Consider the following 14,613-nt stretch of genomic DNA (forward strand, 5'->3'; position numbering starts at 1 on the left):
CAGCAAGCCCCTCCCACAGGGATCTGCGGCAACAGACAAATCGTGCAATCACAATAATAAGGGGCACACCAACGTGACCACGCCAAACGACGGCTTTGCAGAAATCACCCACCGCGAACTGGGCCTGAGGCGCCAGCTCACTTCCGGCCAGATGAGCATGATCGCCATCGGTGGCGCCATCGGCACCGGGCTGTTCATGGGCAGCGCCTATGCCATCGGTTATGCCGGGCCCAGCGTGCTGCTGAGCTACGCCATCGGTGCATTGATCACCTTGCTGCTGATGGGCTGCCTGGCGGAGATGACGGTGGCCCATTCCACTTCCGGCTCCTTCGGGGCCTACGCTGAGTTCTACATCAGCCCGCTGGCCGGGTTCCTGGTGCGCTACGCCTATTGGGCGGCGATTGTGCTGGCGGTGGGCGCCGAGGTCACGGCGGTGGCGATGTACATGAAGTACTGGTTCGCCAACGTGCCGGAGTGGGTGTGGATCGTGTCGTTCTCCAGCGTGCTGATCCTGCTCAATGCCATCAGCGTGAAAACCTTCGGCAACTTCGAATACTGGTTTTCGACGATCAAGATCAGCGCCATCGTCGGTTTCATCCTCCTTGCGGTGTACGTGGTGTTCGGCTCCGGCAACCCGCAGTACGGGGTGCAGCACTACACGGCCCACGACGGGTTTTTCCCGCATGGCTTGAGCGGTATGTGGATCGCAGTGATCATCTCGATCTTCAGCTACTTGAGCGTAGAGATGATCGCCGTCGCCGCCGGTGAAGCGGCCGACCCGGAGCAGGCGGTAAAGAAAGCCTTTCGCGCGACCATCGTGCGCCTGGTGGTGTTTTACCTGCTGACCCTGGCGCTGATGCTGGCCATCGTGCCGTGGAACCAGGCCGGGCAGACGCAGAGCCCGTTCGTCACGGTGATGCAGACCCTTGGCATTCCCGGCGCCACCGGGGTAATGAATTTCGTGATCCTGATCGCGGCGCTGTCGGCGATGAACAGCCAGCTCTACATCACTACGCGCATGATGTTCAGCCTGTCCCGCGCCGGCTTTGCGCCCAAGTCCATGGGCGCGTTGAGCAAGAGCGGCGTCCCGCTGAACGCCTTGTTGCTGTCCAGCTCGGGCATCGGCCTGGCGACCTTGCTTAACGTGGTTTACCCGGAAAGCTCGTTCACGCTGATGATGGCGATCTCGATGTTCGGCGCGGTCTTCACCTGGTTCATGATCTTCCTGACGCACCTGTTCTTCCGCCGCTATCGCAAGCGTCATGGCGGGGCGAAGTTGTCCTTCCAACTGCGCCTGTTTCCCTACAGCACGCTGCTGGGTCTGGTGCTGCTGGGCGCGGTGATGATCACCACGTATTTCACCGATGCGTTCAAGATGACCTTGGTGTTCGGCGTGCCGTTCCTGCTGATTCTGTCGGCGGTGTATTACGGGTTTTTCCGCAAGGGCAGGGCCAAGGCGTCGAGCAAGGCCCTGGCATAACCCGGCAGTTGTTCGAACGAGCGCGCGCATAACAGCAGCGTTCGACAGGCCCAATCCTCTCGCAACGGCTGGGCCTTGACGCGCTGCGCCAACGGCCAGCGCGCCAGCGCCGCCCGGGGCACGATCCCCAGGCCCGCGCCGCGTGCGACCATGCGCAACACCCCGTCAAAACCCTCGGCACGGATCCGCGTTTGCAAGCGAAACCCCGCGTGCAACGCCTGTTCTTCCAGGTACACCGCCAACGCGCTGTGGGCGGTCAGGCCCACGTAGTCGTAATGCAGGCTGTCGATAAAACTCACCGTACTTGCCGCCAACGGATGCGCCAGCGGCATGATCAGCACCAGCGGGTCGTCGCGAAAGGGCAGGGTCTGTAAGCCGTGGGTGTCCACCGCGTCGGAGATGATCCCGAGGTCTGCGGTACCCTGGCGCAAGGCCTGGGTGATGCGCAGGCTGGGCAGTTCCTGCAGGTCAATGTCGAGGTTGGGGTGGTCGCGCAGAAAATCCGCCAGCAGTTCCGGCAGGTATTCGCTGAGGGCAGTGGTGTTGCACAGCAGGCGCACCTGGCCTTTGACGCCCTTGGCATATTCCGCCAGGTCCTGTTGCAGGTGCTCGGCCTGTTGCAGCAACAGCCGGGCATGCCGCGCCAGGGCCTGGCCCGCGGCCGTCGGTGTGACGCCGCGGCGGCCGCGTTCGAGGCATTCAACCCCGAACGCGGCTTCCATCGCACGGATGCGCGCGCTGGCGGCGGCCAGGGATAAATGGCTGCGGGCCGCGCCGGCGGTGATGTTGCCGGTGTCGAGGACATGCAGATAGAGGCGTAGGTCGATCAGGTCGAAGTGCATGGCTGGAAGATTTCCTTTCGCTGGACTGGCGCTATCGCGAGCAAGCTTGCTCCTACAGGGGCGTGGGTGAATTTTGTAGGCGCGAGCTTACTCGCGATGAGGCCCTAAGCCTCAGGCAAAACAAGAGTCTGCCTCAGTATATGGCGCATTTGCGAGCCCCTCCGAAAGCACCACAATCACCGCATGAATACCTTCCTCGCGTTCTACCAACATCTCGGCCCCGCCTTGACCCTGCTGGTGATTGGTACCTTCCTGCTGGCCGGCACCGTCAAGGGTGTGATCGGCCTCGGCCTGCCGACGGTGGCCATGGGCATGCTCGGTCTGGCTATGTTGCCGGCGCAGGCTGCGGCGTTGCTGATCATTCCGTCGACGGTCACCAACCTCTGGCAATTGGCGTTCGGCTGCCATTTATGCGGTTTGCTCAGGCGTTTGTGGCCGATGCTGTTGTTGATCTTCCTCGGTACCGGGCTGGGCACGTTGTGGCTGGGCATGGACGGCGGCCAGTGGGTGGTGCATGCGCTGGGCGGCGCGTTGCTGCTGTATGCGTTGAGTGGACTGTTGCTGCCCAGCTTCAACGTCAAGCCTCGAACCGAGCGCTGGCTGGGCCCGCTGTGTGGCGTAATCACCGGGGCCATCACCTCGGCCACCGGAGTGTTCGTGATTCCTGCGGTGCCGTATCTGCAGGCCCTGGGTTTGACGCGCGATCAACTGGTGCAAGCCCTGGGGTTGTCGTTCAGCGTGTCGACCCTGGCCCTGGCCGCCGGGTTGGCTTGGCGCGGCAATCTTGGCGGCGGCGAGATCAATGCCTCGCTGCTGGCGCTGGCGCCCGCACTGTTGGGGATGTGGCTGGGTCAGGTGGTGCGCCGGCGCATCAGCGCGGTGTTATTCAAACGGGTATTTTTCATCGGCATGGCGTTGTTGGGCGGCCACCTGCTGATCGCTGGTTAACAATAGCGATCTATTCGTGCGTACAGGTCAAATGTATTTTGCCGTCTCGTGGCTTATTCCCACTGATCCAAGCCGGTAGTCTGCCTCCAGATCTTTTCAACCTTCTGGATGACTCCCATGAAAAAAGTGCTTCTGCTCAACGGCGGCAAGAAATTCGCCCACTCCGACGGCCGCTACAACACCACCCTGCATGACACCGCCGTGGCCCTGCTGGACCGTGGCGGGATCGACGTCAAGGTCACGCATATCGACGCAGGCTACGACGTGGCCGAAGAGGTGGCCAAATTCCTCTGGGCCGATGTGATCATCTACCAGATGCCCGGCTGGTGGATGGGCGCGCCGTGGATCGTCAAGAAATACATCGACGAAGTTTTCACCGAGGGCCACGGCAGCCTGTACGCCAGCGATGGCCGCACCCGCTCCGACGCGTCGCAGAAGTACGGCAGCGGCGGTCTGATCCAGGGCAAGCAGTACATGTTGTCGCTGACCTGGAACGCACCGCAGCAAGCCTTCGACGACCCCAGCGACTTCTTTGAAGCCAAAGGCGTGGACGCGGTGTATTTCCCGTTCCACAAGGCCAATGAGTTCCTCGGCATGACCGCGTTGCCGACCTTCCTGTGTGTGGACGTGATGAAGCGCCCGGCCATCGAGGCCGACGTGGCGCGTTACGAGCAGCATCTGGCGCAGGTGTTCAACCTCTCGGTGTAAGCTGCGCTGAACCGAGAACGAGGACAGCCCGTGAAAGCCCGATCCGACGAGCTACAGATCTTTGTCAGCGTGATTGAGTGCGGCTCGATTTCGGCGGCGGCGGAGCAGGTCGGGCAGACGCCGTCGGCGGTCAGCCGCACCTTGTCGCGCCTGGAAGCCAAGCTCGACACCACGCTGATCAACCGCACCACGCGGCGCATGGATTTGACCGAGGAGGGCAAGTATTTCTTCGAGCGCTCCAAGCTGATCCTGGCGCAGATGGATGAGCTGGAAGAGCACCTGTCGTCGCGCCAGCAAAAACCGGCCGGGCGCCTGCGCATCAACGCGGCCGTGCCGTTCATGCTGCATGGGATCGTGCCGTACATCGCCGAGTTTCGCCGGCTCTACCCGGACATCCAGTTGGAGCTGAACAGCGATGACCTGATCATCGACCTGCTGGAACAGAGCACCGATATTGCCATTCGCATCGGTGCCCTGGCGGACTCCACCCTGCATGCGCGTTCTCTCGGTTGTACGCCGCTGCATATCCTTGCCAGCCCCGCTTACCTGCAGCAACACGGCACACCGACCAGCGTCGCCGAGTTGGCCGAGCACACCTTGCTCGGGTTCAGCCAGACCGAAACCCTTAACCACTGGCCGCTGCGCCACGGGGAAGGCGACCGCTGGTTGATCGAACCCGGCATTGCCGCGTCCAGTGGCGAAAACCTGCGCCAGCTAGCACTGGAAGGCCAGGGCATTTGCTGCCTGTCGAATTTCATGACCATCGACGACATCAACACCGGGCGCCTGGTGCCGGTGCTGGAAGCGTTCAACACCGGTTATCGTCAGCCGATCCATGCGGTGTTCTACCGCAACTCGCAACTGGCGCTGCGCATCCAGTGCTTCCTGGACTTCATTCAGGCCAAGCTGGCGCGGTATGCGTGCTGAAGCGTGACTGGTGCGTAAAAGCGGGGGGATCTGGCAGCCGGTTTGTTGTGGAACACGGGCTTGTTGTGGCAAGCCCGCTCGTCACAGCAATCGAGCATCACCGCAATATGCCGCGCGTGTTTAAAATCTGGCTCCCCTCTTCCCAATTCCGTACCATTCCCCGCCTTATCCCCCGCAATGCCCTGGTACCTCATGAACCTTACCCGTCTTCGCGCCGACGCCCTGGCCGGCCTCACCACGTCTTTCGCCTTGCTGCCCGAATGCATCGCCTTCGCCCTGGTGGCACACCTTAATCCGCTGATGGGGCTCTACGGCGCCTTTATCATTTGCACCCTCACGGCGCTGTTCGGCGGGCGGCCGGGGATGGTGTCCGGTGCGGCGGGGTCGATGGCGGTGGTGATCGTCGCGCTGGTGGTGCAACACGGCGTGGAGTACTTGCTGGCCACGGTGCTGCTGGGCGGTTTGATCATGGTCGCGTTCGGCCTGTTACGCCTGGGCAAGCTGGTGCGCATGGTGCCGCACCCGGTGATGCTGGGGTTCGTCAACGGCCTGGCGATCATCATCGCCCTGGCGCAGTTGGAGCATTTCAAAAGCGGTGACACCTGGCTCAACGGCACGCCGCTGTATGTGATGACCGGCCTAGTGCTGGTGACCATGGCCATTGTCTACCTGTTGCCGCGAATCATCCGTGCCGTGCCGCCCGCGCTGGTAGCGATCCTTGGCGTGGGCCTGGCGGTGTACCTGCTCGGCCTGCCGACCCGCACCCTCGGCGACATGGCCCACATCGCCGGCGGCCTGCCGAGCTTTGCGTTGCCGCAAATCCCCTGGACCCTGGAAACCCTGGGCATCATCGTGCCCTACGCCTTCCTGATGGCCATGGTCGGCCTGCTGGAAACCTTGCTGACCCTGAACCTCACCGACGAAATCACCGAGACCCGTGGCTACCCCGACCGCGAAAGCGTGGCCCTGGGCGCGGCGAACATGGTCTCGGGGGTGTTCGGCGGCATGGGCGGTTGCGCGATGATCGGGCAGACCGTGATCAACCTCAGTTCCGGCGGGCGCGGGCGTTTTTCCGGGGTGTTCGCCGGGGTGATGATCCTGTTGTTCATTCTGTTTCTGTCGCCGCTGATCGAGCGGATTCCGCTGGCGGCGCTGGTGGGGGTGATGTTTGTGGTGTCTCAGCAGACCTTCGCCTGGGCGTCGCTGCGGGTGATCAACAAGGTGCCACTCAATGATGTGTTGGTGATCGTTGCGGTGACGGTCATCACGGTCTTCACCGACCTGGCCACGGCGGTGCTGTGCGGGATCGTGATCGCGGCGCTGAACTTCGCCTGGCAACAGGCGCGCGAGCTGTACGCCGATGCGCATCTGGAAGCCGATGGCAGCAAGCTTTACCGCCTGCACGGCACCTTGTTCTTCGCCTCGACCACGCCGTTTTTGAACCAGTTCGATCCGGCCAGCGATCCGGCCGTGGTGACGCTCGATTGCCGTCACCTGAGCTTTGTCGACTATTCGGCGATCGCCGCGCTGATGACCCTGCGCGAGCGCTACAGCAAGGCCGGCAAGCACCTGCGGGTGCTGCATTTGTCCGAGCGCTGCAAGCAACTGCTCAAGCGCGCCAAGGTCCACCACGACTGACCACAAACCCTTGTAGGAGCGGGGGTTACGGGCCGACCAGGTCTTCCAGTTCCTGGGCGCGGGTCTGGGTCATGTCCAGCACGCAGCCGGAGCCGTTGATCTGGTCAATGGTGCCGCCGGTGGCGGAGCCGGCGAAGGCGCAGTTGGCGTCGCGGTATTTGATCCACAGGCGCTGCACGTCTTGCAGTTGCTGTTTGCGCGCGCCGTCCTGGGCAGCGAGGGCGGTCTTGTAGGCGCGGTTCAGGCGATCGTCCTGCACCTTGGCGGCCTTGGCGTTGCAACTGACCATGTCGGCGGTCGTGTTGGCGCCGTCCATGCATTTTTTCAGCGCCGCGTTTTCGGCGGCCGAGGTGACGCCGCACAGGGCGAGCAGCAGGACGCCGGCGGTGAGGGAGGTGCGAATCATGGTCGATGCTCCTGGGCATGAGGGAGTAGGCATTCTACGACGCGATGGTCGCCGCTCAGTTTCCGACATCCTCTTATCTTCATGTAAGAACACCCCCCGAATTTTCATCCATGCCCGTCGGGCATATCCCAATGCGACAGCGCTTGTCCGTGCACGAAAATGACTTTCATCCGGTTTGAAAATACGCCTCGGTAATGATTTATGAGTTTCACAACGCATTCGACGTGACCCTTTCCGAGGAGTACCGCATGGTCGCATCACCGGGCTTCGGGCTATTGGCATACGCTGCCATCGCCATCATTGCTTTGATCGTGCTGATTGCACGTTACCGACTCAACCCGTTTATCGTCATCACCCTGGTGTCCATCGGCCTGGCGCTGATGGCCGGGATGCCGGCGGACACCATCATGGGGTCCTACGAGGCGGGCGTCGGTAAAACCCTGGGGCATATCGCCCTGGTGGTGGCGCTGGGCACCATGCTCGGCAAGATGATGGCCGAGTCCGGCGGCGCCGAGCAGGTGGCGCGTACGCTGATCGAGCGTTTCGGCGAGCGCAATGCGCACTGGGCCATGGTGTGCATCGCCTTCCTGGTGGGGCTGCCGCTGTTTTTCGAGGTCGGTTTTGTATTGCTGGTGCCGATTGCGTTTACGGTGGCGCGGCGGGTGGGGGTGTCGATCCTGATGGTCGGCCTGCCGATGGTCGCCGGGTTGTCGGTGGTGCATGCGCTGGTGCCACCGCACCCGGCGGCGATGATGGCGGTGCTGGCGTATAACGCGTCGGTGGGGCAGACCGTGTTGTATGCGATTCTGATCGGCATCCCCACGGCGATCGTCGCCGGTCCCGTCTACGCCAAGTTCATCGTGCCGCGCATTCACTTGCCGGCAGACAACCCGCTGGAACGCCAATTCATCGAGCGTGAGCCCCGCACCCGTTTGCCGAGCTTTGCGCTGACCATGGGCACGCTGCTGTTGCCAGTGGTGCTGATGATGATCGGCGGTTGGGCCAACGTGCTTTCCACGCCGGGCAGCGGGTTCAACCAGTTCCTGTTGTTTATCGGCAACTCGGTGATCGCGCTGCTGGTGGCGACCCTGGTGAGTTTCTGGACCCTGGGCCTGGCCCAAGGCTTCAACCGCGAAGCGATCCTCAAGTTCACCAACGAATGCCTGGCGCCGACCGCGAGCATCACCTTGCTGGTGGGCGCGGGCGGTGGGCTGAATCGCATCCTGGTGGACGCCGGTGTCACCCATGAGATCCTCGGCCTGGCCCATGCCTTCAACCTGTCGCCGCTGGTGATGGGCTGGTTGTTCGCTGCGCTGATGCGTATTGCCACCGGCTCGGCCACCGTGGCGATGACGACGGCCTCCGGCGTGGTCGCGCCGGTCGCCCTGGGCCTGGGTTATCCACACCCTGAATTGTTGGTGCTGGCCACCGGTGCGGGCTCGGTGATCTTTTCCCACGTCAATGACGGCGGCTTCTGGCTGATCAAGGAATACTTCAATATGACGGTGATCCAGACCTTCAAGACCTGGACCGTGCTGGAGACCCTGATTTCGCTGGTCGCCTTCGGTCTGACCTATGGTCTGTCGTGCATCCTGTAATCCGGAGACCCCATGGACATCCTCTACCAGATCCGCGCCCGTCAGGATTCCTTCAGCGCCGGCGAAGGACGTATCGCCAAGCTGATGCTGGAAGATGTGGGGTTCGCCGCGTCGGCCAGCCTGGAGGCGTTATCCCAGCGCGCCGAGGTCAGCACCGCCACGTTGTCGCGGTTTGCGCGCAGCGTCGGGTGCCGGGATTTGCGTGATCTGCGCCTGCAACTGGCCCAGGCCAGCGGCGTCGGCAGTCGCTTCCTGGACCCGGCGGGCAAGCCTGAGCAGTCGGCGTTCCATCGCCAGATTCTGGGGGATATCGAGGCGACCTTGCGCCAGCACCTGTCGGGGTTCAAGCAGACGAGTTTCGTCGATGCGGTCAGCCTGCTGGGCAAGGCGCGGATGATCCATGCGTTCGGCATGGGCGGCCCGTCGAGCCTGTGCAGCGATGAGTTGCAGGTGCGCCTGGTGCGTCTGGGCTACTCGATTGCCGCGTGCCATGACCCGGTGATGATGCGGGTGACGGCAGCGACCCTGGGCCCCGAACACACGCTGATTGTCTGCTCGCTCAGCGGCCTTACCCCCGAGTTGCTGGACGTGGTGGAACTGGCGCGCAACTACGACGCGCGCGTCCTGGCCATTACCCTGGCCGATTCACCCCTGGCCCAATTGGCGGATGTGCTGCTGCCGCTGCAACCGGCCGAAACCAGTTTTATCTACAAACCCACGGCGGCGCGCTACGGCATGCTGCTGGCCATCGACCTGCTCGCCACCGAGCTGGCGCTGGCCGAGCCGGACGCCAACCAGGAACGCCTGCGCCGGATCAAGCTGGCCCTGGACGACTATCGCGGCGGCCCCGACAGCCTGCCGCTTGGAGACTGACATGACGTACGACACGCTGATTCGCCAGGCGCTGATCATCGATGGCAGCAACACGCCAGGCTATGTCGCCGATGTGGGGCTGCGCGACGGGCGCATCGAGAACATCGGCGATCTATCCGCGGCTCATGGCGTGCAGGAGCTGGAGGCTGGCGGTCGCGTATTGGCGCCGGGTTTTATCGACGTGCACACCCACGATGACACCGTGGTGATTCGCCAGCCGCAGATGTTGCCCAAGCTCAGCCAGGGCGTGACTACGGTGATTGTCGGCAACTGTGGGATCAGCGCATCGCCGGTGAGCCTGCGCGGCAATCCGCCGGACCCGATGAACCTGCTGGGCAACGCGGAAGCCTTCGCCTACCCGCGCTTTATCGATTACCGCACGGCGGTGGAACACGCACACCCGGCGGTCAACGTCGCCGCGTTGATCGGCCATACGGCGCTGCGCAGCAACCATATGGACGATCTGCTGCGCACCGCCACGCCCGGTGAAATCATCGCGATGCGCGTGCAATTGCAGGAAAGCCTCGAAGCCGGCGCGCTGGGGTTATCCACAGGCCTGGCCTACGCCAGCGCGTTCGAGGCCGACACCGAGGAAGTGCTGCAACTGAGTGAAGCACTGAGCGCCTTCGGTGCGGTGTACACCACCCATTTGCGCAGCGAATTCGAGCCAGTGCTGGAGGCGCTGGACGAGGCGTTCCTGATTGGTCGGCATGCCAAGGCGCCGGTGATCATTTCCCACCTCAAATGTGCCGGTGCGGGTAACTGGGGGCGTAGTCCGCAGTTGTTGGCTGCACTGGAGCGGGCGGCGAAAACCCAGCCGGTGGGGTGCGATTGTTACCCCTATGCGGCGAGTTCCTCGACCCTGGATCTCAAGCAAGTCACCGATGCCTTTCGCATCACCATCACCTGGTCCACGCCGTCCCCGCACATGGGGGGGCGGGACTTGCAGGACATCGCTGCCGAGTGGGACGTTTCGCTGATGGACGCGGCCCGTCGCCTGCAACCGGCAGGGGCGGTGTATTACGGGATGGATGAGGCGGATGTGCGACGCATCCTGGCGCATCCGCTGTCGATGGTAGGGTCGGATGGGCTGCCTGAAGATCCGTTCCCCCACCCACGCTTGTGGGGCGCGTTTCCACGGGTATTGGGGCATTTCAGTCGGGATGTCGGGTTGTTCCCGCTGCACACGGCGGTGCACAAGATGACCGGGTTGTCGGCGGCGCGGTTTGGCTTGTCCGAACGTGGCGAAATTCGTGAAGGACATTGGGCCGACCTGGTGTTATTCGACCCGTTGCGGGTGCGGGATGTGGCGGACTTCAAGCAGCCGCAGCGCGCTGCCGAGGGGATCGACGCGGTGTGGGTCAACGGCGTGTTGAGCTACAGCGAGGGGCGGGCGGATGGGCAGCGGTCGGGACGATTCCTGGCGCGCAACGGGGATTTGCGGCGCGGGTTTGCGCCTCTATAGTGGGCGCTCTTTTATACGGAGCGGTTGCCATGCACTTAGGAAAAGTCATCCCCATTCTGCGGATTTTCGACGAGGCCAAGGCGTTGGAATTCTACGTCGATTTCCTGGGGTTCAAGGTCGATTGGCAACATCGCTTCGAGGCGAATTTCCCGTTGTACCTGCAGGTGTCGCTGGGCGAATGCGTGCTGCATTTGTCCGAGCACCATGGCGACGCCTCGCCGGGCGCGGCCGTGCGGATTCAGGCGCAAGGGCTGGACGCCTACCAGCAGCAGTTGGTGGGCAAGGATTACCGTTATGCCAAACCCGAGGTTGAGGACACGCCCTGGGGCACGCGGGAGATGAGTATCAAGGACCCGTTCGGGAATCGTGTGGTGTTTGTCGAGGACGAGCAGGGCTGAGGGCAAGCCGCCGGCAATAAAACCCTCTTGTGGCGAGGGCGCAAGCGCCCTCGCCACAGTGAGTGCGCTTTACACGCGGAAATGGCTGACCATCTGCTGCAACTGGCTGCCCAAGCGCGCCAGTTCCACGCTCGACTTGGCCGTCTCGTCACTGGCCGTGGCGGTCTGCTCGGACACATCACGCACATTCACGATGCTACGGCTGATCTCTTCAGCCACGGCGCTCTGCTGCTCGGCGGCGGCGGCGATCTGCTGGTTCATCGACTGGATGTTCGACACCGTACGGGTGATGTTCTCCAGAGACACGCCGGCCTTGCGCGTCAGCTCGACGCTGCTGTCGGTGAGGCTGCGGCTGTTGTTCATCACGTTGGCCACTTGCTGGGTGCCGTTCTGCAATCCGGCCACCAGCCCTTCGATTTCCTCGGTGGACTTTTGCGTACGCTGGGCCAGGCCGCGTACTTCGTCGGCGACCACGGCAAATCCACGGCCGGCTTCACCGGCGCGTGCGGCTTCAATCGCAGCGTTGAGCGCCAGCAGGTTGGTCTGCTCGGCCACGGCCTTGATCACGTCCATCACGCTGCCGATCTTGTTGCTCTCTTGCTGCAAGTGGGCCATGGCGTCGGTGGAGCGCGCCACTTCGGTGGCGAGGCGTTCGATCTGGGCGATGGCTTCGGCCACCACCTTGTCGCCTGCGCGGGCCTGGCCATCGGCATCGGCCGCGGCCAGGGAGGCTTGCTCGGCGTTGCGCGCGACTTCCTGCACGGTGGCAGTCATTTCATGCATCGCGGTGGCGACCTGGTCGGTCTCGACCTTCTGGCTGTGCACACCGGCGCTGGTCTGTTCGGTCACGGCCGACAACTCTTCGGCGGCGCTGGCGATCTGGGTCACGCCGTCGCGAATACCGCTGATCAGCTCGCGCAATGTGGTGCCCATGCGCTGGATGCCTTGTTGCAGCACGCCCAGTTCATCGCGGCGGGTGACCTGGATGTTGTGGCTCAAGTCGCCGCAAGCAATGCGTTCCACCACGGCCAGGGTTTCCTGGAGCGGGCGCGTGATCTGGCGGGTGATGACGAGTGCCGCGATGATGCCAACCAGCAACGCCAGCAAGGTGCTGATCAATTGCAGGCTGCGGGCCTGGGCGCTTTCGGCGTCGCGGCGATCAAGCTGGATGTCGTAGAGCTTGTCGCTGATGGTGACGATGTCGGCGCCTTGGGTGGTCATTTCGGCGCGGGCGGCGACGATGTTGGCGTTGGCGGCCTTGTAGTTCTGTACGGTGCTGCGGTAATCGCCGAGGGCGGTTTCCAGCGCGGTCAAGGCGCTTTGCTGGCTGGCGCCGAATGCAGCGCTGAGGACTTTCAAGCCACTGATGGTTTTTTCGATTTGCGCCGCGACGCGGGCCTCGGTATCTGGATTGACGTTAGCGGTGTAGCCGCGTACTTCGTAGCGGGCCAGTTGGAATTGCAGTTTGGCATCGGCCACCGCCTGGAATTGGGCGAGGTGTTCCGAACTGTCAGGCATTTGTTTCACGCTGGCTTCCAGCGCATTGATTTGTGCGTTGGCGATGTCGGCCTTGTCGCCCATCACTTGGCGAGAAGCGTTGCCGTTGCGGTAGGCCTCGCGCATTTTATTCAGGGACTGCTGATAGGCGGTGATGATGGTTTTCTGCTCGTTGAGCAGTTTGAGGTTCGCCGGGCTCTTGAAGCTGTCCAGCAGTTTCTGTTGCTGGGCGACGAAGGCATCCAGGTTGGTCTGCACGTTCTGGGCCGCAATGTCATCGCCGTTGGCGAGCATGTACTGCAGGCGTGCGACGCGCAGCTTGGTCAGGGACGCGTTGAGCTGGGTGATGTCGCTCATCCAGTTACTGCGGTCGATCAGGCCGCCCAGGCTGGTCCAGCCGGTAATGGCCAGGATCGAGGTAAGGACCAGTACCAGGCCGAAGCCCAGTCCCAGTTTGAGGTTGACGCTGATGTTACCGAACCAGCTGTTCATCGAGTGCTCCGCAAAGGTGATGTTTGTCTGCTGGACGGTGTTGTTGTTTGAGCCAGCCAAGGTGTTCAGGCCATATCGGCGGCAAGATGGGAAACTGAAACGATTAACTCGTAAACATATGTGTGCAACCAACCGGCGGCGCCCCGTAGCCCTGACGTGGGTGGCGTTCATCCCGACGTCACATTCTGTGCTAGTCTGCGGGCCCTTTTAGTTTTGGGCGGTGCGGGAAACCGGTGTTTTCAGCGCTGCCCTACAGCGGAGCCTCTTCATGTCCGAAGTTAATCTGTCCACCGACGAAACCCGCGTCAGCTACGGTATCGGCCGTCAGTTGGGCGACCAACTGCGCGACAACCCACCACCGGGTGTGAGCCTGGACGCGATCCTGGCTGGCCTGACCGACGCCTTCGCCGGCAAGCCAAGCCGTGTTGACCAGGAGCAAATGGCCGCCAGCTTCAAGGTCATCCGCGAAGTCATGCAAGCCGAAGCGGCTGCCAAGGCTGAAGCTGCAGCCGGCGAAGGCCTGGCGTTCCTGGCTGAAAACGCCAAGCGAGACGGCATCACCACCCTGGCTTCCGGCCTGCAATTTGAAGTGCTGACCCAGGGTGAAGGCGCCAAGCCGACCCGTGAAGACCAGGTGCGTACCCACTACCACGGCACCCTGATCGACGGCACCGTGTTCGACAGCTCCTATGATCGTGGGCAGCCAGCAGAATTCCCGGTTGGCGGCGTGATCGCCGGCTGGACCGAAGCCCTGCAACTGATGAATGCTGGCAGCAAATGGCGTCTGTACGTGCCGAGCGAACTGGCTTACGGCGCTCAAGGCGTTGGCAGCATTCCGCCGCACAGCGTTCTGGTGTTCGACGTCGAGCTGCTCGACGTTCTGTAAGACCTGCTTTTGATTACCTGTAGGAGCGAGCTTGCTCGCGAAGGCCGTCAACGATAACGCGGGTTTCCTGGATAAACGCGGTGTCTTGAGGTTTTTCGCGAGCAAGCTCGCTCCTACAGGGGGTTGCGCGGTCGCTCATGGATGAAACTTGCCATTGAGCTCTGTCGCCGGGCGCAATGCTCGGGCATAGCAGAACAAGAACAGATTACGCACCACTTCCTTCAGCACACCGGGTTCACTTGAACTCAGGCCATTCACGTCCAGGTCGCCCTGGTCCTGCAGTTCGTTCAGCGCTTCTTCCTCCAGCACCGCACAGACTTCCCCGGTTTCCCGATGAAGGATGCGCAAGTAGGGGTGTGGGCGGTCCAGCCAGGCATCTATCAAATAAGTCATGGGTGTTCTCCTTGATGGGTTTCAATGAGAATAATTCTTATTCGTAGAATAGCAAGTGCCTA

Annotated in this window: 14 protein-coding genes and 1 pseudogene; 10 read left to right on the plus strand and 5 right to left on the minus strand. The window is 62.5% G+C overall.

The window, feature by feature from the left end; genetic code table 11:
* Window positions 1-73: 73 nt before the first annotated feature.
* Window positions 74-1,480: an amino acid permease gene (locus tag ACLH0J_RS08990; protein WP_411391678.1), complete on the plus strand. Its 1,407-nt coding sequence runs from the start codon at window positions 74-76 to the stop codon at window positions 1,478-1,480.
* Here the strand turns inward: ACLH0J_RS08990 and ACLH0J_RS08995 are convergent.
* On the minus strand, window positions 1,426-2,322 hold the full coding sequence (locus tag ACLH0J_RS08995; protein ID WP_411391679.1) for a LysR substrate-binding domain-containing protein: 897 nt from the start codon (window positions 2,320-2,322) through the stop codon (window positions 1,426-1,428). The two genes, ACLH0J_RS08990 and ACLH0J_RS08995, sit on opposite strands and share 55 nt — an antisense overlap.
* Before the next feature lie 183 nt (window positions 2,323-2,505).
* Between ACLH0J_RS08995 and ACLH0J_RS09000 the strand changes: the two genes are divergently transcribed.
* The 4 genes from ACLH0J_RS09000 to ACLH0J_RS09015 all read left to right on the plus strand — a co-directional run bounded on the left by ACLH0J_RS09000 (window position 2,506) and on the right by ACLH0J_RS09015 (window position 6,543).
* Window positions 2,506-3,270: a sulfite exporter TauE/SafE family protein gene (locus tag ACLH0J_RS09000; RefSeq protein WP_411391680.1), complete on the plus strand. Its 765-nt coding sequence runs from the start codon at window positions 2,506-2,508 to the stop codon at window positions 3,268-3,270.
* A gap of 117 nt (window positions 3,271-3,387) precedes the next feature.
* Window positions 3,388-3,978 (plus strand): NAD(P)H-dependent oxidoreductase, encoded by a 591-nt coding sequence (locus ACLH0J_RS09005; RefSeq protein WP_411391681.1) that lies wholly within the window; start codon window positions 3,388-3,390, stop codon window positions 3,976-3,978.
* A gap of 30 nt (window positions 3,979-4,008) precedes the next feature.
* Entirely contained in the window at window positions 4,009-4,905 is an 897-nt protein-coding gene (locus ACLH0J_RS09010) for a LysR substrate-binding domain-containing protein (RefSeq protein WP_411391682.1), read from the plus strand.
* 192 nt (window positions 4,906-5,097) lie between these two features.
* Window positions 5,098-6,543, plus strand: coding sequence for a SulP family inorganic anion transporter (locus ACLH0J_RS09015; RefSeq protein ID WP_411391683.1), 1,446 nt, complete (start codon window positions 5,098-5,100; stop codon window positions 6,541-6,543).
* A 25-nt stretch (window positions 6,544-6,568) separates the two neighbouring features.
* Here the strand turns inward: ACLH0J_RS09015 and ACLH0J_RS09020 are convergent, their stop codons facing one another.
* The gene (locus ACLH0J_RS09020; RefSeq protein ID WP_411391684.1) at window positions 6,569-6,949 is read right to left on the minus strand and encodes a lysozyme inhibitor LprI family protein; all 381 of its coding nucleotides are present in this window, start codon (window positions 6,947-6,949) and stop codon (window positions 6,569-6,571) included.
* Between the two features lie 248 nt (window positions 6,950-7,197).
* Here ACLH0J_RS09020 and ACLH0J_RS09025 point away from each other — a divergent pair, with 248 nt between their 5' ends.
* The 4 genes from ACLH0J_RS09025 to ACLH0J_RS09040 are packed head-to-tail and all read left to right on the plus strand — an operon-like array spanning window position 7,198 to window position 11,283.
* Window positions 7,198-8,547 (plus strand): gluconate:H+ symporter, encoded by a 1,350-nt coding sequence (locus tag ACLH0J_RS09025; protein WP_411391685.1) that lies wholly within the window; start codon window positions 7,198-7,200, stop codon window positions 8,545-8,547.
* 12 nt (window positions 8,548-8,559) lie between these two features.
* Window positions 8,560-9,420, plus strand: a complete 861-nt coding sequence (locus tag ACLH0J_RS09030; protein WP_411391686.1) for a MurR/RpiR family transcriptional regulator — start codon at window positions 8,560-8,562, stop codon at window positions 9,418-9,420.
* Window position 9,421: 1 nt separating this feature from the next.
* The gene (locus ACLH0J_RS09035) at window positions 9,422-10,885 is read left to right on the plus strand and encodes an N-acyl-D-amino-acid deacylase family protein (RefSeq protein ID WP_411391687.1); all 1,464 of its coding nucleotides are present in this window, start codon (window positions 9,422-9,424) and stop codon (window positions 10,883-10,885) included.
* 29 nt (window positions 10,886-10,914) lie between these two features.
* Window positions 10,915-11,283 carry a glyoxalase superfamily protein gene (locus ACLH0J_RS09040; protein ID WP_411391688.1) on the plus strand — a complete coding sequence of 123 codons (369 nt, stop codon included), beginning with the start codon at window positions 10,915-10,917 and terminating at the stop codon, window positions 11,281-11,283.
* Window positions 11,284-11,352: 69 nt separating this feature from the next.
* Here ACLH0J_RS09040 and ACLH0J_RS09045 read toward each other — a convergent pair whose 3' ends face one another.
* Window positions 11,353-12,216: a methyl-accepting chemotaxis protein gene (locus ACLH0J_RS09045; protein ID WP_411392790.1), complete on the minus strand. Its 864-nt coding sequence runs from the start codon at window positions 12,214-12,216 to the stop codon at window positions 11,353-11,355.
* Window positions 12,208-13,443 (minus strand): annotated as a pseudogene (locus tag ACLH0J_RS09050) (methyl-accepting chemotaxis protein); the annotation flags it as partial. The gene ACLH0J_RS09045 and the pseudogene ACLH0J_RS09050, both read right to left, overlap by 9 nt.
* 97 nt (window positions 13,444-13,540) lie before the next feature.
* On the opposite strand from ACLH0J_RS09050, the gene ACLH0J_RS09055 reads away from it, so the two are divergent.
* The gene (locus ACLH0J_RS09055) at window positions 13,541-14,158 is read left to right on the plus strand and encodes an FKBP-type peptidyl-prolyl cis-trans isomerase (RefSeq protein ID WP_411391689.1); all 618 of its coding nucleotides are present in this window, start codon (window positions 13,541-13,543) and stop codon (window positions 14,156-14,158) included.
* Between the two features lie 135 nt (window positions 14,159-14,293).
* Here the strand turns inward: ACLH0J_RS09055 and ACLH0J_RS09060 are convergent, their stop codons facing one another.
* The gene (locus ACLH0J_RS09060) at window positions 14,294-14,551 is read right to left on the minus strand and encodes a hypothetical protein (protein WP_003194088.1); all 258 of its coding nucleotides are present in this window, start codon (window positions 14,549-14,551) and stop codon (window positions 14,294-14,296) included.
* Window positions 14,552-14,613: the final 62 nt, after the last annotated feature.

The organism is Pseudomonas sp. MPB23, assembly GCF_046605395.1.
Lineage (GTDB): Bacteria > Pseudomonadota > Gammaproteobacteria > Pseudomonadales > Pseudomonadaceae > Aquipseudomonas.